Source organism: Agrococcus sp. UYP33 (genome assembly GCF_054060915.1).
Genome location: NZ_JBSSDR010000001.1, coordinates 491,132 through 516,885, shown reverse-complemented (window position 1 = coordinate 516,885; position 25,754 = coordinate 491,132). Strand labels below are relative to the sequence as shown.

The 25,754-nt window shown below is 72.8% G+C and carries 24 protein-coding genes and 1 tRNA gene; 18 read left to right on the top strand and 7 right to left on the bottom strand.

All coding sequences use genetic code 11. From position 1 onward, the window contains the following. Window positions 1–3: 3 nt before the first annotated feature. Window positions 4–948 carry a metallophosphoesterase gene (locus tag ACVWW9_RS02460; protein ID WP_456515396.1) on the bottom strand — a complete coding sequence of 315 codons (945 nt, stop codon included), beginning with the start codon at window positions 946–948 and terminating at the stop codon, window positions 4–6. Next, the gene (locus ACVWW9_RS02455; protein ID WP_456514241.1) at window positions 938–3,496 is read right to left on the bottom strand and encodes a transglycosylase domain-containing protein; all 2,559 of its coding nucleotides are present in this window, start codon (window positions 3,494–3,496) and stop codon (window positions 938–940) included. The genes ACVWW9_RS02460 and ACVWW9_RS02455 overlap by 11 nt, the downstream gene beginning before the upstream one ends. A gap of 49 nt (window positions 3,497–3,545) precedes the next feature. Here ACVWW9_RS02455 and ACVWW9_RS02450 point away from each other — a divergent pair, with 49 nt between their 5' ends. Together ACVWW9_RS02450 and ACVWW9_RS02445 are read left to right on the top strand one after the other, a co-directional pair. Then, window positions 3,546–3,713 (top strand): hypothetical protein, encoded by a 168-nt coding sequence (locus ACVWW9_RS02450; RefSeq protein WP_343920604.1) that lies wholly within the window; start codon window positions 3,546–3,548, stop codon window positions 3,711–3,713. After that, a complete protein-coding gene (locus ACVWW9_RS02445) occupies window positions 3,710–4,168 on the top strand; it encodes a RidA family protein (RefSeq protein WP_456514240.1) in 459 nt (152 codons plus the stop codon). Before ACVWW9_RS02450 ends, ACVWW9_RS02445 begins: the two co-directional genes overlap by 4 nt. On the opposite strand, the gene ACVWW9_RS02440 is transcribed toward ACVWW9_RS02445, so the two are convergent. Both ACVWW9_RS02440 and acs read right to left on the bottom strand, forming a co-directional pair. Beyond that, window positions 4,165–5,142 carry a hypothetical protein gene (locus ACVWW9_RS02440; protein WP_456514239.1) on the bottom strand — a complete coding sequence of 326 codons (978 nt, stop codon included), beginning with the start codon at window positions 5,140–5,142 and terminating at the stop codon, window positions 4,165–4,167. The genes ACVWW9_RS02445 and ACVWW9_RS02440 overlap by 4 nt on opposite strands. A gap of 175 nt (window positions 5,143–5,317) precedes the next feature. Beyond that, window positions 5,318–7,261: an acetate--CoA ligase gene (gene acs, locus ACVWW9_RS02435; RefSeq protein ID WP_456514238.1), complete on the bottom strand. Its 1,944-nt coding sequence runs from the start codon at window positions 7,259–7,261 to the stop codon at window positions 5,318–5,320. A gap of 315 nt (window positions 7,262–7,576) precedes the next feature. On the opposite strand from acs, the gene ACVWW9_RS02430 reads away from it, so the two are divergent. The 12 genes from ACVWW9_RS02430 to ACVWW9_RS02375 all read left to right on the top strand — a co-directional run bounded on the left by ACVWW9_RS02430 (window position 7,577) and on the right by ACVWW9_RS02375 (window position 18,197). Continuing rightward, the gene (locus tag ACVWW9_RS02430) at window positions 7,577–8,581 is read left to right on the top strand and encodes a TadA family conjugal transfer-associated ATPase (RefSeq protein ID WP_456514237.1); all 1,005 of its coding nucleotides are present in this window, start codon (window positions 7,577–7,579) and stop codon (window positions 8,579–8,581) included. After that, window positions 8,578–9,432, top strand: coding sequence for a type II secretion system F family protein (locus ACVWW9_RS02425; protein ID WP_456514236.1), 855 nt, complete (start codon window positions 8,578–8,580; stop codon window positions 9,430–9,432). The genes ACVWW9_RS02430 and ACVWW9_RS02425 overlap by 4 nt, the downstream gene beginning before the upstream one ends. A gap of 201 nt (window positions 9,433–9,633) precedes the next feature. Beyond that, window positions 9,634–9,792, top strand: a complete 159-nt coding sequence (locus ACVWW9_RS02420; RefSeq protein WP_456514235.1) for a hypothetical protein — start codon at window positions 9,634–9,636, stop codon at window positions 9,790–9,792. Window positions 9,793–9,903: 111 nt separating this feature from the next. Then, the gene (locus tag ACVWW9_RS02415) at window positions 9,904–10,077 is read left to right on the top strand and encodes a DUF4244 domain-containing protein (protein ID WP_123696144.1); all 174 of its coding nucleotides are present in this window, start codon (window positions 9,904–9,906) and stop codon (window positions 10,075–10,077) included. A 28-nt stretch (window positions 10,078–10,105) separates the two neighbouring features. Beyond that, entirely contained in the window at window positions 10,106–10,387 is a 282-nt protein-coding gene (locus ACVWW9_RS02410) for a hypothetical protein (RefSeq protein WP_354258892.1), read from the top strand. Further along, window positions 10,384–10,824 carry an Rv3654c family TadE-like protein gene (locus tag ACVWW9_RS02405; protein ID WP_456514234.1) on the top strand — a complete coding sequence of 147 codons (441 nt, stop codon included), beginning with the start codon at window positions 10,384–10,386 and terminating at the stop codon, window positions 10,822–10,824. Before ACVWW9_RS02410 ends, ACVWW9_RS02405 begins: the two co-directional genes overlap by 4 nt. 73 nt (window positions 10,825–10,897) lie before the next feature. After that, window positions 10,898–13,672 (top strand): type I DNA topoisomerase, encoded by a 2,775-nt coding sequence (gene topA / locus ACVWW9_RS02400; protein ID WP_456515395.1) that lies wholly within the window; start codon window positions 10,898–10,900, stop codon window positions 13,670–13,672. Continuing rightward, window positions 13,669–14,301: a dTMP kinase gene (gene tmk, locus ACVWW9_RS02395; RefSeq protein ID WP_456514233.1), complete on the top strand. Its 633-nt coding sequence runs from the start codon at window positions 13,669–13,671 to the stop codon at window positions 14,299–14,301. Before topA ends, tmk begins: the two co-directional genes overlap by 4 nt. Window positions 14,302–14,339: 38 nt before the next feature. After that, the gene (locus tag ACVWW9_RS02390) at window positions 14,340–15,503 is read left to right on the top strand and encodes a DNA polymerase III subunit delta' (protein WP_456514232.1); all 1,164 of its coding nucleotides are present in this window, start codon (window positions 14,340–14,342) and stop codon (window positions 15,501–15,503) included. An 86-nt stretch (window positions 15,504–15,589) separates the two neighbouring features. Beyond that, the gene (locus ACVWW9_RS02385; protein ID WP_456514231.1) at window positions 15,590–17,140 is read left to right on the top strand and encodes an alpha/beta hydrolase; all 1,551 of its coding nucleotides are present in this window, start codon (window positions 15,590–15,592) and stop codon (window positions 17,138–17,140) included. Between the two features lie 72 nt (window positions 17,141–17,212). After that, on the top strand, window positions 17,213–18,055 hold the full coding sequence (locus tag ACVWW9_RS02380; protein WP_456514230.1) for an SDR family oxidoreductase: 843 nt from the start codon (window positions 17,213–17,215) through the stop codon (window positions 18,053–18,055). Between the two features lie 66 nt (window positions 18,056–18,121). Then, a tRNA-Thr gene (locus tag ACVWW9_RS02375) sits at window positions 18,122–18,197 on the top strand. A gap of 66 nt (window positions 18,198–18,263) precedes the next feature. Here the strand turns inward: ACVWW9_RS02375 and ACVWW9_RS02370 are convergent. After that, window positions 18,264–18,617: a hypothetical protein gene (locus ACVWW9_RS02370; RefSeq protein ID WP_456514229.1), complete on the bottom strand. Its 354-nt coding sequence runs from the start codon at window positions 18,615–18,617 to the stop codon at window positions 18,264–18,266. Window positions 18,618–18,865: 248 nt separating this feature from the next. Here ACVWW9_RS02370 and ACVWW9_RS02365 point away from each other — a divergent pair, with 248 nt between their 5' ends. Further along, window positions 18,866–19,744, top strand: a complete 879-nt coding sequence (locus tag ACVWW9_RS02365) for a CHAP domain-containing protein (RefSeq protein ID WP_456514228.1) — start codon at window positions 18,866–18,868, stop codon at window positions 19,742–19,744. Between the two features lie 12 nt (window positions 19,745–19,756). Here the strand turns inward: ACVWW9_RS02365 and ACVWW9_RS02360 are convergent, their stop codons facing one another. Next, the gene (locus tag ACVWW9_RS02360) at window positions 19,757–19,960 is read right to left on the bottom strand and encodes a hypothetical protein (protein WP_354258911.1); all 204 of its coding nucleotides are present in this window, start codon (window positions 19,958–19,960) and stop codon (window positions 19,757–19,759) included. 76 nt (window positions 19,961–20,036) lie between these two features. On the opposite strand from ACVWW9_RS02360, the gene ACVWW9_RS02355 reads away from it, so the two are divergent. The 3 genes from ACVWW9_RS02355 to ACVWW9_RS02345 all read left to right on the top strand — a co-directional run bounded on the left by ACVWW9_RS02355 (window position 20,037) and on the right by ACVWW9_RS02345 (window position 24,436). Next, window positions 20,037–20,609, top strand: coding sequence for an isochorismatase family protein (locus ACVWW9_RS02355; RefSeq protein WP_354258914.1), 573 nt, complete (start codon window positions 20,037–20,039; stop codon window positions 20,607–20,609). Between the two features lie 79 nt (window positions 20,610–20,688). Then, the gene (locus tag ACVWW9_RS02350; protein ID WP_456514227.1) at window positions 20,689–22,887 is read left to right on the top strand and encodes an MMPL family transporter; all 2,199 of its coding nucleotides are present in this window, start codon (window positions 20,689–20,691) and stop codon (window positions 22,885–22,887) included. Between the two features lie 79 nt (window positions 22,888–22,966). Then, window positions 22,967–24,436 carry an NAD-dependent succinate-semialdehyde dehydrogenase gene (locus ACVWW9_RS02345; protein WP_456514226.1) on the top strand — a complete coding sequence of 490 codons (1,470 nt, stop codon included), beginning with the start codon at window positions 22,967–22,969 and terminating at the stop codon, window positions 24,434–24,436. Between the two features lie 360 nt (window positions 24,437–24,796). On the opposite strand, the gene ACVWW9_RS02340 is transcribed toward ACVWW9_RS02345, so the two are convergent. Beyond that, a complete protein-coding gene (locus ACVWW9_RS02340) occupies window positions 24,797–25,732 on the bottom strand; it encodes an NADP-dependent oxidoreductase (RefSeq protein ID WP_456514225.1) in 936 nt (311 codons plus the stop codon). Window positions 25,733–25,754 lie beyond the last annotated feature (22 nt).

Genomic DNA, 25,754 nt, shown 5'->3' with positions numbered 1-25,754 from the left:
AGTCTACCCGATCGAGCGGGGCAGGAGCGACACGACGACCGCTTCCGGCGGTGTCCCCAGTCGGAACGGCGCGAAGATCGACGAGCCGATGCCCTGCGAGACGTTGAGCGGCGCCGAGCGACCGTCGTGCGACCACGTGCTGAGACCGGATGCCTGGTCCCGCGGGATGTCGCAGTTCGTGACGAGCGCGTGCCCGCCCGGCACGCGCACCTGGCCGCCGTGCGTGTGGCCGGCGAGGATCGCATCCGCGCCGAGGTCGACGAACGCGTCGAGGATCCGCCGGTACGGCGCGTGGGTGACGCCGAGCGTGACGCGCGGCGCGTCGCCGAGCGCCTTGCGCATCCGCGAGATGGCAGCCTCGGTCTCGTCGAGCCGATCCCAGTGGCGGTGCGCGTCGGCCACGCCGAAGGCGGCGATCGTGGTGCCGCGCACCTCGATCGCGCGCGCGGTGTTGTTGAGGTCGAGCCAGCCGAAGCCCTCGTAGGCGCGCTCGAGGCCCGCCGTGTCGAGCCGCTCCACGTCGCCCGCGGACGCGAGCTTCGAGGGGCCGCCGAAGTAGCGCAGCGGGTTCTTCAGCACGGGCCCGTACACGTCGTTCGAGCCGTGCACGAAGTAGCCGGGCACGCCGTCGAAGACGCGCAGCGCCTCCGTGAGCGCGGGCAGCGCGGCGCGGTGCCCGAGGCTGTCGCCGGTGTTGACGATGAGGTCGGGCTCCAGGCTGCGCAGGCCCTCGAGCCAGTCGAGCTTCGTCTCCTGCCACGGGGCGAGGTGGATGTCGGCGAGGTGCAGCACCGAGATCGGCCGAGCGCCCACGGGCAGCACCCGCAGCTCCTCGGTGCGGATGCGGAAGGCGCGCGGCTCGATGGCGGTCGCGTAGGCGGCCACCGCCGCGCCGGCGGCGAGCACACCGCCGGCGACAGCGCTGAGCGCCCGCGCGCTAGCAGCCAGGGTCGCCCCCGGAGGCGTTCGTGCCGACCACGACCGAGATCGGGTCGCCGGGTGCGCCGGCGGTCTCGGGCTCGGGGTTCTGCGCCAGCACCTGGCAGAGGAACTCCTCGCCGTAGTCCTGCCACGAGACCTGCAGGTTCGCGGGATCGAACCCGGCGCCGGAGAGCGTCGCCCGCGCATCCGTGAGGGACTGCGCGACGAGGTTCGGCCAGGTCTGCGCGTTCGGGTCGGCAGGCGCCTCGGTCTCACCGGCACCGGCCGCGAGCGCGCCGTTCGACGGGTAGATGATGATCGGCGTCGCCGTGGTCACGAGCGAGCCGGCACCCGGCGCGGTGTACTCCACGAGCCCCTCGGCCTGCAGCCCGTCGATCGGGTTCGCGACCTGCACGGTGAAGCCGAGCGCCTCGAGCGACGCCTGCGCGTCGGCCGCGGACTGGCCCGCGACGTTCGGCAGCTCGCTCGCGCTGCCGCGCACCGTCTCGGCGTCGGGCGTCAGGAACTCACCGCCGGGGTAGCGGGCCATCGCCTCCTCCATCGCGCCGCGGAAGAGCGTCGACCGGATGTTCCAGCGCGGCTGCAGCGAGTAGTTGCCGACGATGTTGCCGACCCACACCGAGGTGGCGATGGTCGGGCTCGCACCGTTGACCCACGTCTGCACGACCCCGTTCGACGTGCCGGTCTTCGAGATGACCGGCGTCGCGCCGGCCGGGTTGTTCAGCGGGTTGCGCTGGGTGACCGTCTCGAGCGTGAGCTGCAGCACCGATGCCACCTCGGGCGTGATCGCCTGCTGGCACTGCTGCGCGGGCGGCTGCACCTCGGAGCCGTCGCGCGCGACGATGCGGTCGATCGCGGTCGGCTCGCAGTGGATGCCGCCGTTCGCGATGGTCGCGAAGGCCTCTGCCATGCCCATGGGCGTCACGTTCGAGCCGGAGCCGATCACGGCAGGCGCGAAGATCTCCCAGTCGCCGCCGTTCGCGGGCGTCGTGCCCATGCGCTCGGCGGTGTCGTGGATGTCGCAGAGGTCCATCTCGCTCGCCATGCGCGCGATGCCGGTGTTGACCGAGTTCACCATGATCTCGGTCGGCGTCATGCGCGTGTACTCCTGGCCCTCGTTGTTCTGCGGGTCCCACTCCTCGGAGACGAGCCCGGTGCACGACGCGGTGAAGGAGCCTTGCGGCCACTTCTCGCGCGTGGCGTCGAGCTGCTCGTTCACCGAGTGGCCGTCGATCACCCACTGCGCGAGGGTGAAGATCTTGAACCCGGAGCCGGGCTGGAAGCCACCCGACCTGCCGTGCGCGTAGTCGGCGTTGAAGTTGACGCTCGTCGCGGTGGGCGGCGCATCCTCGGTGGGGAAGTAGTCCTTGTTCTGCACCATCGTGAGGATGCGTCCGGTGCCGACCTCGAGCTGCGTCACCGCCGCGCCCGACTGCCAGCGGGTCTCGTCGTTCGGCACGTTCGCATCCACCATCGCCTGCACGGCGTCGTTGAGGTTCAGGTCGATCGACGTGTAGATCTGGTAGCCGCCCTGGAAGAGCGCGGCCGCGTTGTCCTCGGGCGTCGCTCCGAGGATGTGGTGGCCGTCGACCTGGTCGGTCTGCAGCACGCGCTGCACGTAGTCGCAGAAGAAGCGGGCCGAGTCGTAGCCGGCGATGCAGCCGTTGTTCGGCGGCTGGATGTTGACGAAGGCCTCGTCGACCGGGATCGCGAGCGCCTCGTCGCGCTGCTCCGCGGTGATGTAGCCCTCGGCCGCCATCGAGCTGATGATGAAGTCGCGCCGCTCCTGGTTGCGCGCGAAGTTGTCGGCGCTGAAGAGGTTGCGGGTCGACGGGTTCTGCACCGTCGCGATGAGGGCGGCCGACTCGCCGATCGAGAGCTCGGACGCCGGCTTGCCGAAGATGCGCTGCGCGCCGGCCTCGATGCCGTAGACGTTGCCGCCGAAGTTGGCGATGTTCAGGTAGGCGAGCACGATCTCGTTCTTCGTGTACCGCTGCTCGAGCCCGATCGCGAGGCGCATCTCGGCCAGCTTGCGCTGGTAGCTCGCCTCGTACTGCTGCTCGTAGGTCTCCTGGTCGCCGCGGATGAACGCATCCATCGCGATCTGCTGGCGCACGAGCTGCATCGTGAGCGTCGAGGCGCCGGAGTCGCCGCCGAAGCCGAGCTGCGACAGTCCAGCTCGCACGACCGACGGGGCGTCGACGCCGCCGTGCGTGTAGAAGCGGCGGTCCTCGCCCGCGATGAGCGCCTCGACCGCGGTGCGGGGCACCTGCTGCCACTGCAGCACCTGGCGGTCCTGCGCGTAGAACGAGGCGATCTCGACGGGCTGGCCGTCGCGCATGCCGTAGATGCGGTTGCGCTCGGCCTGCTCGGTGATCTGGGCGTAGGAGGGCAGGCTCTCGAAGACGTCGAGGCCGCTGTTGGCCGTGGTGGAGGCGACGGCGAGGGCAGGCGTCAGCGTCGCGGAGACCAGGATCCCGGCGATCGCGCTGAACCCGATGAGCCCGAGGAGCGAGCCCAGCAGGCTTCCTGGCTTGTGTCTTGTGGCGGCCATAGCATACGAGGGTACGGGACCAACCTATGAGGGCAGAGGAAGCACACCGATGGCGAAGACGACCTGGGAGTACGCGACCACGCCGCTCCTCATCCACCGCGAGACGGCGATCCTCAACACCTGGGGCGGCGACGGGTGGGAGCTCGTGCACGTGGCGAACGGCCCGGAGGGCGGCCTGGTCGCGTTCCTGAAGCGCCCGGTGGAGGCCTCCGCATGAGCATCGCGCAGCGCATGCAGGAGCTCGGCTTCGAGCTGCCCGCCGTCGTGCCGCCGGTCGCGTCGTACGTGCCCGCGGTCTCGAGCGGCCGGCTGGTGTTCACCTCCGGCCAGCTGCCCATGGTCGACGGCGCGATGCCGCGCACCGGCAAGGTGGGCGCCGAGGTCTCGGCCGACGAGGCGACCGCCGACGCCCGGCAGTGCGTGCTCAACGCGCTCGCGGCGATCGACGCCGAGATCGGCTCGCTCGACCGCATCACCCGCATCGTCAAGGTGGTCGGGTTCGTCGCGTCGGCCGAGGGCTTCCACGGCCAGCCGGGCGTCATCAACGGTGCGAGCAACCTGCTCGGCGAGATCTTCGGCGACGCGGGTCGCCACGCGCGCAGCGCCGTGGGCGTCGCCGAACTGCCGCTCGGCGCCCCCGTCGAGGTCGAGGTCATCGCCGAGTTCGCCTAGCGCTCCCACCACCGAACTTCCCCGAACTCCGGGATTCCGCGGAAGAATCCCGCGATTCGGGGAAGTTCGGCGTTGGGCCGGTGGCGCGCTCGGATCCGTTCGGCGATGGGGGCGAGGTCGCGGGCGGTCTTGGCAGGGGTTGCGACCGTCACTCGGTACTGCTCGAGGCCGAGGCGCTGCACGAGGTTGTAGCGGCCGAGGTCCGTGAGCCATTGCGCCCGGTCGGTCCGGTGCTGGTCGCCCTCGACCTCGATCAGTACGCCGGAGCGCCAGAAGGCGACGTCGGGTGCGAGCGTGACGCCGGCGAGCACGACGGGCACGTTGCACCACGGCTCGGGCACGCCGAGCGCCTCGAACCCGAGCCGGACGATCGTCTCCGGGCGCGACCACGCTCGCGGATGCAGCGCATGCGCGGCGGCGAGGAGCCGACGGTGGCCTCGCTGGCCGGCATGGGCTGCCACGGCGGCACGAAGCTCAGCCACGGTCGCGAGCGGCGAACGCTCCTTCGCGATCGAGTCGCCCAGCGCGACCAGATCCTCGAAGCCGAGGTAGTCGGCACCGTCGACGAAGGTCTGGGCGGGGCTCGACATCCGCAGCCCGTCGTGCAGGCGGATCTGCCCGGGATCGAGCGCGCGCTGCCGACCGCGGAGACCGGTGCCGCGCGGGGCGTGCTGGGGGCTCGGCACCGTGACGTCGATGCGGTCGAGCTCGCGCAGCCGGGGAGGCAGGGGACATTCGAGGAGCGAAGCGGCGGTCGCGTGGCTGAGCCAGGCGCTGCCGTCGACGGATCGCAGGGCCGCGGCCGCGCGCTGCCGCAGATCGATCGACGTCGAGGCGTCGACGTACACGTCTCGAGCCAAGCGCACGGTGCGGCGACTGCTCAGGCGCTCGGCGCCGACACCTGCCGCTCGCGCCTCCGCGCTCGTGAAGAGCCCCCCGCGCAGCGAGTCCGGCAGTGCCCATCCGTCGTCCACGGCGGCATCCTGCCCGTATCGGCTCCGGCGCCGTGCGGGTAAGCCCGCGCGCTGTGGACGGTCCGCCGGCGTTGTCGCGGCCGCTCGAACGCCACGTCCGCCGAACTTCCCCGAACTCCGGGATATCCGGGCGGGAACCCGCAGTTCAGGGAAGTTCGACGAATCGGGGGGGCGGCTAGCGCAGCTGCGAGCGGATGGCGTCGACGACCGTCTGGTCGGCGAGCGTCGTCGTGTCGCCGAGGTCGCGGCCCTCGGCGAGGTCGCGCAGCAGGCGACGCATGATCTTGCCGGAGCGGGTCTTCGGCAGGTCCGGCACGATGAAGACCTGGCGCGGCCGGGCGATCGCGCCGATGTCGGTTGCGACGTGCTGGCGCAGCAGCTGCTCCGCCTCCTCGACGGTGTTCTCGCGCGACGCGGACTGCTTGAGGATCACGAACGCGACGACCGCCTGTCCGGTGGTGGCGTCCGCCGCGCCCACGACCGCTGCCTCGGCGACGCCGTCGTGCGCGACGAGCGACGACTCGATCTCGGCCGTCGAGAGCCGGTGCCCCGACACGTTCATGACGTCGTCGACGCGGCCGAGCAGCCAGATCTCGCCGTCGTCGTCCTTGCGGGCGCCGTCACCGGCGAAGTAGCGGTCGCCGAACTTCTGCCAGTAGGTCTCGCGGTAGCGGTCGTCGTCGCCCCAGATGGTGCGGAGCATCGAGGGCCACGGGCTCGTCACGACGAGGAGGCCCCCGTCGCCGTCGCCCACCGGCTCGCCCGCCTCGTCGACGACGTCGATCTCGATGCCGGGGATCGGCACCTGAGCGCTGCCCGGCTTGAGCGTCGTCACCGACGCGAGACCCGAGATCATGATCGCGCCCGTCTCGGTCTGCCACCACGTGTCCATGACGGGTGTCGTGCCGCCGCCGACGACGTCGCGGTACCACATCCACGCCTCCGGGTTGATGGGCTCGCCCACCGTGCCGAGCACCCGCAGGCTCGACAGGTCGCTCGACTGCGTGTGCTGCCGGCCGAGCTTCATGAACGTGCGGATGGCCGTGGGCGCCGTGTAGAACACGGTCACGCCGTAGCGCTCGATGATCTGCCACGGCCGCTCGGGTGTCGGGGTGTCGAACGTGCCCTCGTGCATCACCTGCGTCGTGCCGTTGGCCATCGGGCCGTAGACGATGTAGCTGTGGCCCGTCACCCACCCGATGTCGGCGGTGCACCAGTAGACGTCCGACTCGGGCTTGAGGTCGAAGACGTGCCGGTGCGTGAACGCCGTCTGCGTGAGGTAGCCGGCACTCGTGTGGAGGATGCCCTTCGGCTTCCCGGTCGTACCCGATGTGTAGAGGATGAAGAGCGGGTGCTCGGCGGGGAAGGCCTCGGCGACGTGCTCGGCCTCGGCGTCGGCCATCGCCTCGTGGTACCAGACGTCGCGGCCGTCGACCCAGTCGATCTCGTTCTCGCCGCGGCGCACGACGAGCACGTTCGTCACGCCGTGGCCGGGCTTGCGGAGCGCCTCGTCGACGGTCGGCTTGAGCGGGAAGACCTTGCCCTTGCGCCAGGCGCCGTCGGTGGTGATGACGAGCGTCGCGCCGGCGTCGTCGATGCGGCCGCGCAGGTTCGAGGGGCTGAAGCCGCCGAAGACGGCGGTGTGCACCGCGCCGATCCGCGCGCACGCGAGCATCGCCGCGACCGCCTCGGGCAGCATCGGCAGGTAGATCGCGACGCGGTCGCCAGCCGTGACGCCGAGCGAGGTCAGCACGTTGGCGAGGCGCTTCACCTCGGCCGTCATGTCGGCGTAGGTGAGCGTGCGGCGGTCGCCGGGCTCGCCCTCCCAGTGGAACGCGACGCGGTCGCCGTTGCCGGCCTCGACGTGGCGGTCGAGGCAGTTGACGGCCACGTTGAGCGAGCCGTCGTGGAACCACCGCGCGTGCGGCGGCTGCCAGTCGAGCACCTCGGTGAAGGGCGTCTCCCACCGCAGCTCGCGGGCCTGCTCCGCCCAGAAGCCGAGCCGGTCCGCGCCCGCCTGCTCGTAGAGCTCGGCGGAGGTCGCCGACGCACCGGCCAGCTCCTCCGGCGGTGCGAAGCGGCGGGTCTCGGTGAGCAGGTGGTCGATGCGGTCAGACACGGGCATTCCTCCAGACGTCGTCGTCGAGCCCGAGCCTAGCGAGGGCGCTCGCCGCGCGCGGCTCGTCACGCCCGGGCGTGTGCGTCCTCGGGCGGCAGCACGGCGAGCCGGATCGTGTTGCAGCGGTGCTGGGCGCGGACGTGCGCCTAGCATGGGCCCCGTCGGCCTGGCCGACCAAGCAGGTGACCGGCGGATCCCCCATCCGCCTCCCTGTGGCGGCGCCCCCTCCCCCCAGGCGGGCGCCGCCTCCCTGCCCGTCCACAGGTCGACCCGTCGATCGCGCGCCGTCCGCGCGCCTCGTCCTACCGTGCGCCCATGCCAGCACCGCCGACCACCGGCATCCCGTTCGTGGCGGGCGCCACGCGCGCGCCGGCGACGGGCCCCGCGCGGACGGCGGCCGACGGCGCGGCGCTGCGCGAGTTCGGCGAGCTCGCCCCGCTCGTCGCCGAGGCCGCGGTGACGGACGTGTTCGTCACCGGTGGCGAGGTGTGGGTGGATCGCGGTGGGGGCGCGGCTCGCGTCGGCCTGCGCCTGGAGCCGGAGCGCGCGCGGGCGCTCGCGGTGGCGCTCGTCGCGGCGGGCGGCAGGCACGTCGACGAGGCGACGCCGTGCGTCGACGTGCGGCTGCACGACGGCATCCGCGTGCACGCGGTGCTGCCGCCGATCGCCGTCTCGGGCACGCAGCTGTCGATCCGGCTGCCGCGCGTGCGGGCGCTCTCGCTCGACGAGCTCGAGCGCACGGGGATGTTCGCCGTCGTGCCGCTGCCCCTCGTTCGGGCGCTCGTCGCCCGACGGGCGAACGTGCTCGTGACCGGCGCCGCCGGGTCGGGCAAGACGACGCTGCTCGGGGCGATGCTCTCGGCTGCGGCCGCCACCGAGCGGATCGTGACGATCGAGGACGTGGCCGAGCTGCGCATCTGCCACCCCCACGTCGTCGCGCTCGAGGCGCGGCAGGCCAATGCAGAGGGTGCAGGTGCGGTCGGGCTCGAGCAGCTCGTGCGCGAGGCGCTGCGGATGCGGCCCGACCGGCTCGTGCTGGGGGAGTGCCGCGGCGCCGAGGTGCGCGAGCTGCTGGCGGCGCTCAACACCGGGCACGACGGCGGCGCCGGCACGCTGCACGCGAACTCGCTCGACGACGTGCCCGCGCGCCTGGAGGCGCTCGGCGCGCTCGCGGGGCTGACGACCGCGGCGCTCGCGAGGCAGGCGGTGAGCGCGCTCGATGCGGTGCTGCACGTCGAGCGCGACGCCGACGGGCGGCGCGTCGCGGCGGTCGGCGAGCTCGCGCTCGACGACGACCGGCTGGTGGTGCGACGGCGATGAGCGCGTCGGCGGCGACGGCGACGGAGGACGCGGCGGCAACCGTGCACCGCCTCGCGGCGCTCGTGGCGGGCGGACTGCCGCTCGACCGCGCGTGGCGGATGCTCGGCACGGATGCCGCCGAGGTCGACGCCCGCATCGGCGCGGTGCGCGAGGGCGGTGGCCTCGTGACCGCTGTGCTCGACGTCGCCCGCCAGACAGGCGCGCCGACCGCGCCGACGCTCGAGCGGCTCGCCGGAATGCTGCGCGAGCGCGCGGCGCAGGCGCGGGCACTCGATGCGGCGCTCGCGGGACCCCGGGCGACGGCGCGGCTCGTGATGGTGCTGCCGATCGTCGGGCTCGGCTTCGGCGCGGCGCTCGGCCTCGACGTGGTGGGCGCGCTCGCGGGCGGCGGCCTCGCGACCTGGTCGGTGCTGGCGGGAGCCGTGCTGCTCGTCGCCGCGTGGAGCTGGTCACGCGGGATCGTGCGGCACGCCGCACGGGGCGATGAAGCACCAGGGATCGCGCTCGACCTCGTGGCGGTGGCGCTCGCGGGCGGGGGCGCGGCCGACCGGGCGCGCACCGCCGCCGCGGCGGCGCTCATCGACGCGGGCGTCGCGTCGAGCGGCTGGGACGACGTCGACGCGGCGCTCGACCTCGCCCGCCGGGCAGGCGTACCGGTGCGCGGGCTGCTGCTCGCGGAGGCGTCGGCCGCCCGCGTGCGTGCCCGGCTCGAGGGGGAGGCGCGTGCCGAGCGCGCCGCGGTGCAGCTCGCGCTGCCGCTCGGCGTCTGCGTGCTGCCGGCGTTCTCGCTGCTCGTGGTCGTGCCGCTCGTGGTCTCGATGCTCGAGGGGGCGCTCGCGCCCCTCGGCTGAAGGCTCAGCCGCGCCGTGTGTCGAGTCGCTGCGCAAGTGTCGCGACACTCGCGCGCGAACCCGACACTCGCGGGAGCGAGGCGGCGAGCGCCCCGGGTGCGAGCCCGATCGGGCAGAGCGGCCCTCCGCCGTCGCATGCCGGTTCGCCGGCGGCTCAGCGCCATCGAGCGCACATCCAGCCGCCGCTCGTAGCGTCGAGGGATGCGCAACCCCTTCAGCGCCATCGTCAACTGGATCGCCGCGCTGTTCGCGGCCGGCAGCGGCGCGCCGCACCCGATCGTCGCGACGGACCGCGCGCGCAAGCCTCCGACGTCCCGGAAGCGGCAGCCCTCGCGCAAGCCCAAGCGCCGACGCCGCTGAGCCACCGCGGTCCGGTCCGTCCGCGCACCGCCCTCCACAGGCCGCGCTGGCTCCCGCACGCGGCAGCGCCGACGTGCCGCACGCTGGGCCTCCTGAGGGAAGGAGGCGAGCATGCGGATGCTCGAGAGGCTGGTGCACGAGGAGGATGGCGCGGCGACGGCCGAGTACGTCATCGCGACGATGGCGGCGGTCGGGTTCGCGGGGCTGCTGGTGGTGATCCTGCGCTCCGACGAGGTGCGCGGGATGCTCACCGACATGGTGGAGCGTGCGCTCTCCGTGCAGTAGCGGGAGCAGCCGTGGCGAGCTCGGCGCGGTGACGGCCGAGCTCGCCGCGGCGCTGCCGGCCGCGGTGCTCGCGATCGGGCTCGCGGTCGGCGGCGTGGCCGCCGCTGCGGAGCAGGTCGCGCTGGAGCAGTCCGCGGGCGCCGCTGCGAGAGCCGCGGGACGCGGTGACGATCCGGCCGCGTACGCGGATCACGCGCGGCTCCAGATCGAGCGGCAGGGCGAGCTCGTCTGCGCCGAGCTGTCGCGGGATGCGCTCGCGGGCGCGCTGACGCTCGTCGCCCGCAGCTGCGCGCACGGCGGTGGGCGGTGACCCGCGCTCGACGCGGTGCAGCGCGCGCGCTCGACCACTGGGCGGGTGGCGCGGCGGGCGCGCTCGACGGCACCGCGCAGCGCCGCCTGGACCTCCGAGGGGACGGCGGCGCCGGTTCGGCGCTCGCGCTCGCGATCGCCACCGCGGCGGTGCTGCTCGCGCTGCTCGTCGTCGGCGCGGGCACCGCCTCGATCGCCCAGGCGCGCGCCGCGTCGGCGGCCGATGCGGCGGCGCTCGCGGCCGCCGACGCGCTGTCCGGCTATGCCGACGGCAGCCCGTGCGGGCTGGCCCAGGCGGTCGCCGCGGCGAGCGGTGCGCGGGTCGGCGCGTGCGTCGTCGATGGCCTCGAGGCGCGCGTGACGACCACCGTCCCGATCGGACCGCTGACGGCATCCGGGGCCGCGATCGCCGGTCCGCCCGCGGTGGGCGCACCATGACACCGTGTGTATTGTGGCGAGGCATGGCCCGGTCGGGCCGGAACCCCTATACGAAGAAGCAGTGAGCGTGAGCATGGGCAAGAAGCTCGTCATCGTCGAGTCCCCCGCGAAGGGAAAGACGATCGAGCGGTACCTCGGCGAGGGATACCAGGTGCTGGCATCCGTCGGCCACATCCGCGACCTCGTCAGCCCGCGCGACCTGCCCGCCGACCTCAAGAAGGGGTCGTACGGCAAGTTCGCCGTCGACGTCGACAACGGGTTCGCCCCCTACTACGTCGTCAGCGACGAGAAGAAGAAGACCGTCGCCGAGCTCAAGAAGGCGCTCAAGGACGCCGACGAGCTCATCCTCGCGACGGATGAGGACCGCGAGGGCGAGGCCATCGCGTGGCACCTGCTCGAGGTGCTGAAGCCGAAGGTGCCGGTGCGCCGGATGGTGTTCCACGAGATCACCGAGGACGCGATCCAGCAGGCCAAGGACTCGATGCGCGAGCTCAACATGCCGCTCGTCGACGCACAGGAGACGCGCCGCATCCTCGACCGCCTCTACGGCTACGAGGTCAGCCCGGTGCTGTGGCGCAAGGTGCGGCAGGGCCTCTCGGCCGGCCGTGTGCAGTCGCCCACCGCGCGGCTCATCGTCGACCGGGAGCGCGAGCGCATGGCGTTCGTCTCCGCTGGCTACTGGAGCCTCGCCGCGCAGTTCGAGGCCGACGGCACCCGCTTCGGCGCCCGCCTCGTGCGGCTCGACGGCGCCCGCGTGGCGACCGGCTCCGACTTCGACGACCGCGGCCAGATCAAGGGCGTGCGCACGGTGCTCGACGAGGAGGCCGCAGAGACGCTCGCGACCGAGCTCGAGCGCTCCGCGTTCGCCGTCGCCGGCGTCGAGTCGAAGCCCTACCGCCGCCGCCCCTCCGCGCCGTTCACCACCTCGACGCTGCAGCAGGAGGCGGGCCGCAAGCTCAAGCTCTCGGCCAAGCAGACGATGTCGGTCGCCCAGTCGCTGTACGAGCAGGGCTACATCACCTATATGCGCACCGACTCGCCCTCGCTCTCGTCGCAGGCCATCACGGCCGCCCGGGCGCAGGCGACGAGCCTCTACGGCGCCGGCTCGATCCCGGCGGCCGCGCGGCACTACGCCGGCAAGTCGAAGTCGGCGCAGGAGGCGCACGAGGCTATCCGCCCCTCGGGCGAGCGCTTCCGCACGCCGAGCGACGTCAAGGGCTCGCTCACGCCGAACGAGCAGCGCCTCTACGAGCTGATCTGGAAGCGCACCGTCGCGAGCCAGATGATCGATGCCACCGGGCAGACCGCGACCATCACGATCGCGTCCGACAAGACGTCCCGCGGCATCGCCGAGTTCACCGCATCCGGCACCGTCATCACCGAGCCCGGCTTCCTGCAGGCGTACGAGGAGTCGACGGATGCGTCGCGCTACGCCGACGAGGCGTCGAGCGACGCCGCGGCCGGCGACGCGCGGCTGCCGGAGGTCAAGCAGGGCGACCCGCTCGGCCTCGCGGAGCTCGAGCGCAAGGACCACGCCACCACGCCGCCGCCCCGCTACACCGAGGCGAGCCTCGTGAAGGCGCTCGAGGAGCTCGAGATCGGCCGTCCGTCGACCTACGCGTCGATCATCGACACGATCGTGCGGCGCGGCTTCGTCACGCAGCGCGGCGGCGCGCTCGTGCCGAACTGGATCGCGTTCTCGACGATCAAGCTGCTCGAGGACAACCTCGGCGACTACGTCGACTACGACTTCACCGCCGAGATGCTCGCCGACCTCGACCGCATCGCCGACGGCGAGCTCGACCGCCAGGAGTGGCTGCAGCGCTTCTACTTCGGCAGCGAGGCGCGGCCGGGCCTGCAGAGCACCGTCGCCAATCTCGGCGACATCGACGCGCGCGCCGTGAACTCGATCCCGGTCGCCGAGGGCGTCACGCTCCGCGTGGGCCAGTACGGGCCGTACCTCGAGGGCACCGACGCCGACGGCGAGACGAAGCGCGCCAACATCCCCGAGGACCTGACCCCGGACCAGCTGACGCCCGAGAAGGCTCAGGAGCTGTTCGCCGCGGAGCCCGTGCAGGACCGCGTCCTCGGCCCGCACCCCGAGACGGGTCTCGACGTGGTCGTGAAGAACGGCCGCTTCGGACCGTACATCGAGGAGGCGCTGCCCGTCGAGCTCGACGACGAGGGCAAGCCCGTGGCCCCGAAGAAGGGCAAGGCCGCGCCCAAGCCGCGCCGCGCATCCCTCTTCAAGGCGATGGAGCCGGAGTCGGTCGACCTCGAGACCGCGCTCAAGCTGCTCGGCCTGCCGCGCGTCGTCGGCGTCGACCCGGAGTCCGGCGTCGAGATCACCGCGCGTCCTGGCCGCTACGGGCCGTTCCTGTCGAAGGGCGAGGACACGCGCTCGCTCGACGAGGAGGACCAGATCTTCTCGATCACGCTCGAGCAGGCGGTCGAGAAGTTCGCGCAGCCGAAGTACGGCGCCAGGAAGGCGGCGACCGCGCTCAAGGAGTTCGACGCCGACCCCGTCTCGGGCAAGCCGGTCAAGGTGCGCGACGGCCGGTTCGGGCCGTACGTCACCGACGGCGAGACGAACGCGACGATCCCGCGCGGCGAGGACGTCGAGGGCATCACCTTCGAGCGCGCGATCGAGCTGCTGCAGCTCAAGCGCGAGAAGGGCCCCGCGAAGAAGCCGGTGCGCAAGGCCGCGGCCAAGAAGCCGGCGGCGAAGAAGCCGGCTGCGAAGACGACGGCCGCTGCCAAGAAGCCGGCTGCGAAGACGACGGCCGCCAAGAAGCCCGCAGCGAAGAAGCCGGCCGCGAAGCCGGCGCCCACCACCGACGCGTCGTGACCGGGGCGTTCATCACCCTGGAGGGCGGCGACGGCTCGGGCAAGTCGACGCAGGCGGGGATGCTGCAGGCGTGGCTCGAGGGCGAGGGCCGCACCGTCGTGCGCACCCGCGAGCCGGGCGGCACCGAGCTGGGCGTCGAGATCCGCCGGCTCGTGCAGCACACCGAGGGCCACGTCGCGCCGCGCGCCGAGGCGCTGCTCTACGCCGCCGACCGCGCGCACCACGTCGCGACCCTCGTGCGCCCGGCGCTCGAGCGCGGCGAGGTCGTGCTGCAGGACCGCTACCTCGACTCGTCCGTCGCCTACCAGGGCGCCGGCCGCGAGCTCGACGCCGGGCAGATCCGCGACCTCTCGCTGTGGGCGGCCGACGGCCTGCTGCCCGACCTCACGATCCTGCTCGACCTCGACCCGGCCGCCGGGCGCGAGCGGATGGCTGCGCGCGAGGACGCGCCGTACGACCGCCTCGAGGAGGCGGGGGAGGCCTTCGCGCTCCGCGTGCGGCAGGCCTACCTCGAGCTCGCGGCGGCCGAGCCCGACCGCTTCGCCGTGGTCGACGCATCCGGCAGTCCCGCCGACGTGCACGCGCGCGTGGTGTCGCACGTGCGTGCGATGCTCGACGCGGACCGCTGATCGACCGGGCGATGGCGGCCGCGGACGAGAGGGTGCGCATGGCGAGCGGCTGGGACGCGATCGTCGGCCAGGCCGATGCCGTCGCACAGCTGCAGCGGGCCGCCGCCGTCGACCCTGATGTCGACGGCTCGGGGGCCATGACGCACGCCTGGTTGCTCACCGGCCCGCCCGGCTCCGGCCGCTCGAACCTGGCCTACGCGTTCGCCGCCGCGCTGCTGTCACCCCCGACGGGCATCGACGAGGGGGTCGCCACGCTCGTCGACGCGCGCACCCACCCGGACCTCGTGACGCTGTCGACAGAGGGCGTGCTCATCACGATCGCGCAGGCCCGCGCCGTCGTGCAGCGCGCGTCGCTCGCGCCGTCGACCGCCCGGTACCGGGTGATCGTCGTCGAGGACGCCGACCGGATGGCCGAGCGCACGTCGAACGCGCTGCTCAAGGCGCTCGAGGAGCCGCCGCCCGAGACGGTGTGGATCCTGTGCGCGCCGAGCGAGGCCGACCTGCTGCCGACGATCCGCTCGCGCGTCCGCACGCTCACCCTGCAGGTGCCCGACCCGGCAGCGGTCGCGCAGCTGCTCATCGACCGCGACGGCGTCGCCCCCGAGGTCGCCGCGCGCGCCGCGCGCGAGGCCCAGAGCCACATCGGCATGGCGCGCAGGCTGGCGACGAGCGAGGAGGCGCGCGCTCGTCGCGCCGAGACGCTCCAGATCGCGATGCGCGTCTCCACCGCGGCGTCGGCGGTGCTCGCGGCCGCCCGCTACGTCGAGATCGCCACCGCCGACGCCGACGCGCTCTCGGCGGAGCGCGACGAGGCGGAGCGCGCGCAGGCGCTCCACCAGCTCGGCATCGAGCCGGGCGGCACCGTGCCCCCGGCGCTCCGGCGCCAGCTCAAGGAGCTCGAGGACGCGCAGAAGCAGCGCGCGAAGCGCGGCATGCGCGACGGCGTCGACCGCATCCTCGTCGACCTCCTCTCGCTCTACCGCGACATCCTCATGACGCAGCTCGGCGTGGGCAGCGATCTCGTCAACGAGGCGATGCGGCCGACGGTGCTCGCCGCGGCCGCCTACCTGCAGCGCGCCGCCGTGATCGACGTGCTCGACAGCATCCGGATCGCGCGGGAGCGCATCGAGGCGAACGTGCCGCCTGTGCTCGCGCTCGAGGCGATGCTCGTGCGCGCTGCGCGCGCGGCGCAGCGCCGCTGACTCGACGCCGCTGCGTCGACGCCGCTGAGCGGATCATGTGCCGCGGCGGTGGGGTCGCACACCCGACGCCGCGTACCGTTGGAGGCATGCTCCGCACCCGCCGCCGCCTCGCAGCCCTCACCGCCGTCGTCGCTGCGACCTCGGTCGCCCTGACCGGGTGCATCATCCTGGCGCCGCCGGTGCCGACGCTCGCCGACGGACCCGGCTGGACGCCGACGGGCGAGGACGTCGCCCCCGAGCTCGAGGGCTACTTCGCGCAGGACGTCGACTGGCAGCAGTGCGACGAGAACTGGTGCGGCACCGTGCGCGCGCCGCTCGACTGGTTCGCGGTCGGCGAGGAGTCGATCGACGTCGCGGTCACCGTCGCGCCGGCGACCGGCGAGCGGCTCGGTGCGATCCTCTACAACCCCGGCGGCCCGGGCGCATCCGGCGTCGAGTACGTGCAGCAGTACGCCGACTACCTGCTGCGGCCTGAGGTGCGGGAGCACTACGACCTCGTCGGCTTCGACCCCCGCGGCGTCGGCGCCTCGACGCCCATCTCGTGCTACGGCGACCCGCAGGAGCTCTACGACTGGCTGTGGGAGATCCCGGAGGGGCCGCGGCCCGAGCCGCTCAGCGACGAGGACCTCGAGCAGCAGCTGGCCGACGCGCAGTGGTTCGGCGACTCGTGCCTCGAGCACAGCGGCGAGCTGCTCGGCAAGATCGGCACCGAGCAGGTCGCGAGCGACCTCGACCTCGTGCGGTCGCTGCTCGGCGAGGAGCGGCTCAACTACCTCGGCGTCTCCTACGGCACGCTCATCGGCTCGACCTACGCCGACCTGTTCCCGGAGAACGTCGGACGGATGGTGCTCGACGCCGCCGTCGCGCCCGACTCGACCGACTTCGAGGGCACGCTCTACCAGGCGGCCGGCTTCGAGCTCGCGTACGGCAACTTCGTGACCGACTGCCTGCAGCAGGACGACTGCCCGTTCGTCGGCTCGAAGGAGGACGCGCTGCAGCAGACGCGCGACCTGCTCGACCGCCTCGACGCCCAGCCGATCCCGGTCGCCGACGGCCGCGAGCTCGGCTCGAGCGCGCTGTTCACCGCGATGGCCGCGAACCTCTACGCGGATGCGCAGTGGTCGACGCTGCGCAGCGTGCTCACCGACGTGCTCTCGGGCAGCGGGGAGTCGGCGTTCGCGGAGGCGGACGCGTACTACGGCGTGAACCCGGACGGCACGTTCGCCGACAACTCGCTCGAGACGCTCATCGCGGTCAACTGCCTCGACTACCCGGCCGTGACGGACTTCGACGAGGTGCGCGCGAACGCCGAGCAGATCCTGGCGGCCGCGCCGACGCTCGGCCCGGACTTCGTGGGCCTCGGCAGCTGCGCCGCCTGGCCGGTCGAGGCGACCCGCGAGCCGCACGAGGTCACCGCGCCGGGCGCGGAGCCGATCATCGTCATCGGCGGCGTCAACGATCCGGCGACGCCCTACCAGCAGGCTGTCGACCTCGCGGCGATGCTCGAGTCGGGCGTGCTGATCTCGGTGGAGGCGGAGGGGCACGGGCAGTACTTCACGGGCAACGAGTGCGTCGACCAGCCCGTGAACCGCTACTTCCTGGAGGGCATCGCGCCGACCGCGCAGATCGACTGCTGAGCGCCCCACGTCTCAGCGAACGCGGCGGGGGAGCGGAGCGCGCTCGCAGACGCCGCGCGTACCGTCGCCGGCATGAGCGACACGAGCGAGCAGACCAGCACCGCGACCGACGCCGACACGCGCTTCCAGCCGCGCCGCGCGATCGTCACCGCCTCCGATTCGGGCATCGGCCGCGCGACCGCCGTCGCGCTCGCCGAGGCCGGCATGGACGTCGGCATCACCTGGCACACGGATGAGCAGGGCGCCCTCGACACCGCCGAGGAGGTGCGCTCCCACGGGTCGCGGGCGGCGGTCGCGCGGCTCGACGCGACCGACATCCCCGGATGCGGCGACGTCGTCGACAGCCTGGCCGACGAGCTCGGCGGGCTCGACGTCTTCGTGAACAACGCGGGCACGGGTGGCGCGACGCTGCTGCTCGACCTCGAGTACGAGGAGTGGGACGAGATCGTGAAGACCGATCTCAGCGGTGCCTTCGTCTGCCTCCAGCGTGCAGCTCGACGGATGGTCGCCGGCGGTGCGGGCGGCCGCATCATCGCGGTCTCGAGCGTGCACGAGCACCAGCCGCGCGTCGGCTCGAGCGCCTACGACGCCGCGAAGCACGGGCTCGGCGGCCTCGCGAAGACGGCGGCGCTCGAGCTCGGGCAGCACGGCATCACCGTGAACACGGTCGCGCCCGGCGAGGTCGCGACGCCGATGACCGGCCAGACCGACGAGGACCCCCACGGCAAGGACCGTCCGGGCATCCCGCTCGGCCGGCCGGGCGACGCGCGGGAGATCGCATCCGTCATCGCGTTCCTCGCATCGCCCGCCGCTTCGTACGTCACGGGCGCCTCGATCGTCGTCGACGGCGGGATGCTGCAGATGGGTCCGCAGGCCGGATCGCACCTGCAGAGCGACGACTGGCGCTCGGTGTAGCGACGGCCGCCACGGTTCGTGGTGCGATCGAGACATGCGCTATGATCGTTGATCGTGCCTCGGCACGCCGCCTTAGCTCAGTCGGCAGAGCGATTCACTCGTAATGAATAGGTCCGGAGTTCGATTCTCCGAGGCGGCACCACCACAGAACGGCCCCGACCAGGACTCCTCGAGGAGTCCGGGTCGGGGCCGTTCCGCCGTCCGGTTGCTATCCCCGGCTCGCCGCCCGACGCGTCTCTCGCACTCGGGTGCCCGACGCGCTCCTGCGCCGCGCGCGGTGCAGCGCCAGGTCGTCGATACGGGGTGCGAGCGGCCGCGGCGTCGCGCGCTCCCACGAGTGCTCCACGTGCACGAGGATGACGGGCCCACCGTGCTCCGCTTCGCCGGCGAGCCGCACGTACGTGGCGTCGGGCCCGACGATGACCCGGTCGGGCTTGACGGACGACCGGGCGGCCCATCGGTCGAGGTCCTGGAGGCCCCCGTCGCCCTCGTTGAGGTCGTCGAGGATCGCACCGACCAGGGCATCGGTGATGAGGTTGGCTGTGACCGCGAGCTTCTGCACATTCGAACGCTAGGGACGCCGTCTGGACGGCGGCCGGGGTGACGCAGAGCCCGAGCCGAGGGTCCACCGTCGATCGGCTCAGGGTGCGCCACGGACGCGCGAGTCACCGCTGTCCGGCCGCGGTCCGCGTCCGTAGATCGCACCTGGACGAGCGCCAGCGAGGCGAGTAAGAACAGGAGCGCACCGGTCACGGGTGCCGCGGTCACGCGTGCGATCGCGAGACGCTGCTGCCCGAGAGCGGAGGATCCGTGATCACCTTCGCCGAGTGGCTGGAGGACGTCGAGGGCAAGCAGATCGACAACTCGGCTGGGCAGCCGCATCCGCAGTGCACGGATCTCGTCCGCGACTACTACATGCGGGTGCTCGGTGCGCCGTGGGGCATCGGGCACGTCGCCGACTACGCGTGGCAATGGTGGACGGCATTCGAGACCGACGTGGATCGCCCGAGCAGATGGCTCCAGCGGGTCGCGCGCGACGCCCGAGCGCAGTGGGGCGACGTCGCGATCTGGTCGGCTGCGATGACTCGGCCAGCGTCGGAGTCGGGGCATGTCGCGGTCGTGGAGCGCGACCGTGGCTCGAGCCTGGACGTCATGAACCAGAACTTCAGGGGGCATCGGTACTCGGAGCGCAGCACGATCAGGAAGCGGCACCTGCTCGGCTACCTCCGGCCGATCCAGCCGCTCGCCGGTGCGCCGGGCGTCGCGAGCGCGCACGACAGCAAGGCAGAAGGGGAGCTCACCATGTCCGAAGCAGCCGAGATCCGCGCGGAGATCGCTGGACTGCGCGACCACCTCGACAACCTCCTGAGCCCTGGCGGTCGTGGCAGGTACTCGTGGGGCGACGTGACGGTCGACGAGCTGCGCGCGATGGTCCAGAAGGTGGACGACGCGAGCAAGCGTCTCGACGAGACCCTCGCATATGTGAAGGCCATCAGAGAGGGCCAGATCGCCCCGGGGCAGTACAGCTACGACCAGGCCATCCTCGCGCTGGTGCAGGGGCTGACCGGATCGGTCGGCCGTCTCAAGGCGCGCCCTGCCCTGGACGTCGACGCGCTCGCTGCACAGCTGAAGGACGGGCTCGGGGCCGATGCGGCGACGGACCTCGCGAAGCGGCTGAGCGACGGCTGAGCACCGCGGCGGTCAGCGGTCGCGCAGCCGGCCGACGATCTGCTCGAGCTCGGTGCCCTCGGCGACGCGCCAGTCGTCCTCGACCCCCTCGCGCGGGTGGTGGGTGATCGCATGGCCCTCGACCTCCGACCAGTCGACGCTGCCGTCGGGATCGAGCTCGACGAGAGCGGTGCGGAGGTGCTCGGCGGCCGCGTCGCGGCTGGGGTGCTGGCTCATGGGTCGATCGTGGCAGAGCCCGTCTGCGATGCGCCATGGAGCGACCCGGCGCACCGCTGCTCGCTACCCTGCATGCATGACCCGTGGCATCCTCATCGTCGACGTCCAGAACGACTTCACCGAGGGCGGCGCCCTCGCGACCGACGGGGGTGCCGCGGTCGCCGCGGCCATCACCGAGCACCTCCGCGGCCACGCCTACGACCTCGTCGCCGCGAGCCGCGACTGGCACGACGCGACCGGCGACAACGGCGGCCACTTCGCGCCGGGAGCCCCCGACTTCGTCGACACGTGGCCCGTGCACTGCGTCGCGGGCTCGCCCGGCGCCGAGTACCACCCGGCGCTCGACGCGCTCGCGATCGACGTGCACGTCAAGAAGGGGCAGGGCAAGCCCGCCTACTCCGCCTTCGAGGGCATCACCGACGACGGCGAGACGCTCGACGAGGTGCTCGCGGAGCAGGGGATCGACGAGCTCGACGTCGTGGGGATCGCCACGGACTACTGCGTCAAGGCGTCAGCGCTCGACGCGGCGCTCGCGGGCATCACGGTGCGCGTCATCGATGGCCTGACGTCGGCGGTCAGCGCCGAGACACGGGCGACGGCGCTCGACGAGCTGCGAGACGCGGGCGTGGAGGTCGTGGCCAGGCCGTGACCACGGAGTCCGTCGGGGTGGATCGATGATCGCATCGTTAGCCGACGACAAGTAGGCCGAGTACATATAGGCTGTCTGCATGACTTCGTCGCGCGCCACCGACCGCTCCGACCGCCTCGGCGTGCCTCGCTGGCTGCGGGTGCTCATCCCCGCGGTCCTCATCCTCGGCTGGCTCGCGGCCGCCGGGATCGGCGGACCGACCTTCGGCAAGCTCTCGACGGTCGTCTCGAACGACCAGACCAGCTTCCTGCCCGCGACGGCCGAGTCGACCGAGGTGCAGGCGCTGCTGCCCGAGTTCCTCGGTGCCGACGAGGTGCCGGCGATCGTGGTGGTCGCGGGTGACGCGGAGCTCGACGCCTCCTCGCTCGAGGGCGTCGACGCGCTGCAGCAGACCATCGCCGAGCTCGACGGCGTCGTCGAGACCTCACCCGTCGTGCCGAGCGACGACGGCCAGGCAGCGCAGATCGTCGCCCTGCTCGACGCGAGCGGACCCTCGAGCGAGCTCACCGGGGTCGTCGAGGAGCTGCGCGCCGAGGTGGCGGATGCCGACCTGGGCGAGGGCGTGCAGGCGGCGGTCACCGGGCCGGCCGGCTTCACCGCCGACATCGCCGCGGCCTTCGAGGGGATCGACGGCATCCTGCTGCTCGTCGCCCTCGGCGCGGTCTTCATCATCCTGGTGCTCGTCTACCGCTCGCCGCTGCTGCCGCTGCTCGTGCTCTTCACGTCGGTGGCGGCGCTCTGCCTCGCGATCCTCATCGTGTTCACGCTCGCGCAGGCCGACATCCTCACGCTCAGCGGTCAGACGCAGGGCATCCTCTTCATCCTCGTGGTCGGCGCCGCCACCGACTACGCGCTGCTGTACACCGCGCGGTTCCGCGAGGCGCTCGGGCAGACGCAGTCGCGCTGGCAGGCGACGCTCGCCGCGCTGCGCGGCTCGACCGAGCCGATCGTGGCCTCCGGCGGCACCGTCATCGCCGGCCTCCTCTGCCTGCTGCTGAGCGACCTCGTCTCCAACCAGCAGCTCGGGCCGGTGGCGGCGATCGGCATCGCGACCTCGATCCTCGCCGGGCTCACGCTCCTGCCCGCGCTCCTGCTCGCCTTCGGTCGCGTCGCCTTCTGGCCCGTCGCCCCGACGCCCGCGCGTCCCCGCACGAAGCCCGAGGACAAGGGCCTGTGGGGCGCCGTCGCCCGCCTGGTCGACCGCCGCTCGCGGGCGGTCTGGATCGTCACCGCGCTCGTGCTCGGCGCCGGTGCGCTCGGCGTCACGCAGCTGCAGGCCAACGGTGTGCCCTCGAGCGACTTCGTCGTCGGCGAGTCCGAGGCGCGCGACGGGCAGGCGCTGCTGTCGGCGCACTACCCGGGCGGCTCGGGCAGCCCCACGCAGGTCGTCGTGCCGGAGGCCGACCAGGACGCGGTGGCGGAGGCGCTGGCAGACGCCGAGGGCGTCGAGGGCGTCGCGGTGGCGAGCGAGGACTCGCCGTCCGGCTCCATCCCGCTGCCTGTCGACCCGGCGTCGCCGTTCGCGGCGGCCGCCCCGACCGTGGTCGATGGGCAGGTGCTGCTGCAGGCGACGCTCGTCGCCGCACCGGACTCCGACGAGGCCCAGCAGGTGGTGCGCGAGCTGCGCGAGGTCGTCCACGGCGCGTCCGCCGACGGCATCGTCGGCGGGCCGACGGCCACCGCGATCGACACGAACGACGCGTCCCAGCGCGACCGGGCGCTCATCATCCCGATCGTGCTCGTCGTCATCTCGCTCATCCTGATGCTGCTGCTGCGCTCGATCGCCGCCGCGCTGCTGCTGCTTGCCACGACCGTGCTGTCGTACGGCACCGCGCTCGGCGTCGGTGCGCTCATCCTCACCGCGCTCGGCGTCCCGGCGATGGACCCGTCGGTGCCGCTCTTCGCCTTCGTCTTCCTCGTCGCGCTCGGCGTCGACTACAACATCTTCCTCATGACGCGGGTGCGCGAGGAGGTCGGCCGGATCGGGCACCGCCGCGGCGTGCTGCGCGGGCTGCGCGTGACCGGCGGCGTCATCACCTCGGCCGGGGTCGTGCTCGCGGCCACCTTCGCCGCGCTCGGGGTCATCCCGGTGCTCTTCCTGCTGCAGCTCGCGATCATCGTCGCCCTGGGCGTGCTCATCGACACGACCCTCGTGCGGTCGCTCCTCGTGCCCGCGCTCGCGCTCGAGATCGGGCCGAAGACCTGGTGGCCGTCGAAGCTCGCTCGCGAGCGGGCAGGGGAGCCTGCGGTCGCACCGGCGGCATCGCCGCAGTCGTAGGCTGGAGGGAGCCGCGCTGCGTCGCATGGCGGATGCGTCGCGGCACCGTCCGATCGACGTCCCCACGCAAGGAGTCCCCATGAGCGCGATCAGCGAGTCCCAGGTCCTCGACGCCGTCCGCGGCCAGCTGTTCATCGGCGGCGAGTGGATCGATGGTGAGCAGGGCACGATCGACGTCCGCGACCCCGCGACGGGCGACGTGCTGAAGCAGATCGCGAACGGCTCGGTCGACGACGGGGTGCGCGCCCTGGATGCCGCGGTGGCTGCGCAGGAGGCGTGGGGCCGCACGCCGGCGCGTGTGCGTGGGGAGATCCTGCGGAAGGCGTTCGATCTGCTGCAGGAGCGGAAGGAGGAGTTCGCGCTCCTCATGACCCTCGAGATGGGGAAGCCGCTCGCGGAGGCCCGGGGCGAGGTCGCGTACGGTGGCGAGTTCCTGCGCTGGTTCTCGGAGGAGGCGGTCCGGATCGATGGCCGCTACACGATGACCCCCGAGGGCACGGGCCAGATGATCGTCACCCACCGCCCGGTGGGTCCCTGCTTCCTCATCACGCCGTGGAACTTCCCGCTCGCGATGGCGACCCGGAAGCTGGGGCCGGCGCTCGCGGCCGGCTGCACTGCGGTCGTGAAGCCCGCGACGCTCACGCCGCTGACGACGCTCGCGCTCGTGGGCCTGCTGGAGGAGGCGGGGCTGCCGAAGGGGGTCGTGAACGTCATCACCACGAAGTCGACCGGTGCCCTCTCGGAGCGGCTGCTCGCCGACCCGCGCCTGCGGAAGGTGTCGTTCACCGGTTCCACGCCGGTGGGGGTGCAGCTGCTGAAGCTGGCGGCGGACAACGTGCTGAAGGCGTCGATGGAGCTGGGCGGGAACGCCCCGTTCGTGGTGTTCGACGACGCTGACCTCGACAAGGCCGTGGACGGGGCGCTGCTGGCGAAGTTCCGCAACATCGGGCAGGCCTGCACCGCCGCGAACCGGTTCATCGTCCACGAGTCGATCGCCGACGAGTTCTCCCGCCGCATCGGTGAGGCGGTCAAGGGCATGAAGATCGGCCGCGGCACCGAGGAGGGCGTGCAGATCGGCCCGCTGGTGGAGGACAAGGCGGTCGACAATGCGGTCCGGCTGGTCGACGGGGCGGTCGCCGACGGGGCGACGCTCGTGACCGGCGGGAAGGCGATCGACGGGCCCGGCTCGTTCTTCCAGCCCACGGTGCTGGACGACGTCACCGCCGAGATGGCGGTGTCGATCGAGGAGATCTTCGGGCCGGTGGTGGCGATCCAGCGGTTCGCGACCGAGGACGACGCGGTGCGGCTCGCGAACGCGACCGAGTACGGGCTGGTCGGCTACGTGTTCACCGAGGACACCAAGCGCGGGCAGCGGATGATCGACCGCATCGACACCGGCATGATGGGCCTCAACGTCGGCGTCGTCTCCAACGCGGCAGGCCCGTTCGGCGGGGTGAAGCAGTCCGGGCTCGGACGCGAGGGCGGCGCGGAGGGCATCCACGAGTACCTCGAGACGAAGTACACCCTCATGCCCAACCCCTTCGCCTGACCCCCACCTGCTGATCGACGAGCGGCGCGGGCGCAGCCCGCACGTCACCCGCTGATCGAGTAGCGGCGCGGGCGCAGCCCGCACGCGTATCGAGATCAACTCGCGGCGTCGTCTCGATACGCGCGCCCTCCGGGCGTGCTACTCGACGAGCGGGTGGGGCGTGCTGCTCGACGAGCGGCGCCCCCACCTGCTGATCGAGTAGCGGCGCGGGCGCAGCCCGCACGCGTATCGAGATCACCCGCCTCAGTCGTCTCGATACGCGCGCCCTTCGGGCGTGCTCCTCGACGAGCGTGGGTGGGGGCGTGCCCCTCGACGAGCGTGGGTGGGGGCGAGCTGCTCGACGAGCGTGGGTGGGGCGCGCTACTCGACGAGCGGGTCGGGCGACCGCGGCACGAGGTCCAGGATCAGCTTGCCGGGCACGTGGCCCGTCATGAGGCGGCGGTACGCCGTGGCGAACTCCTCGAGCGGGTAGCGCGCGTCGATCGCCACCTCGAGCTCGCCCGACGCGGCGAGGGCCGCGAGCTCGTCGAGCGCGCCCGTGCTCGCGAGGTCCGTCGCGACACCGCGCGCGCCGTGCGCGCCCTTCGCCGCGATCGCGATGCACCGCTCGATCACCACGCCCGCCTCGAGCGCCGCCGCCACACCGGCGCCGTCCGCGCAGTCGAAGCACGCGTCGACCGGGAGCATCCCGAGCAGCCGGTCGGCGAGCCCCTCGCCGTACGCGACCGGCTCCGCCCCGAGCCGGCGCAGCAGCGCGTGATTGCGCTCGCTCGCCGAGCCGATCACGCGAGCACCCCGGCGCTCGGCGAGCTGCACCGCGAGCTGACCGACGCCGCCAGCAGCCCCGTGCACGAATATCGTGTCGCCCGCGCGCTCCACCAGCTGCTCCACGGCGTCCCATGCCGTCCGTCCCGCGACGACGAGGCTCGCGGCGACGCCCGGGTCGAGGCCGTCGGGGATGCGCGCGAGGCGCTCGGCCCGCGGGTCCACCACCGTGCGGTCCTGCAGGGCGCGCGTGCGCGCGGAGCCGAAGACGCGATCGCCCACCGCCCATCCGTCGACGCCGTCGCCCACCTCGTCGACGGTCCCCGCGATGTCGTTGCCGACGCCGAGCGGCGGCTCGAGCCCCCTCGATGCCGCGGCCGGGCCGCCCGTGAAGATCTTCCAGTCGACGGGGTTGAGCGCGACCGCCTCGACGCGGACCCGCACCTCACCCGGCCCCGCGTGCGGCTCGTCGACCTCGCGCAGCTCGAGCACCTCGGGCCCGCCGAACCGCTCGTGCATCACCATGCGCATGCGCGCCACGCTACTCGTGCGC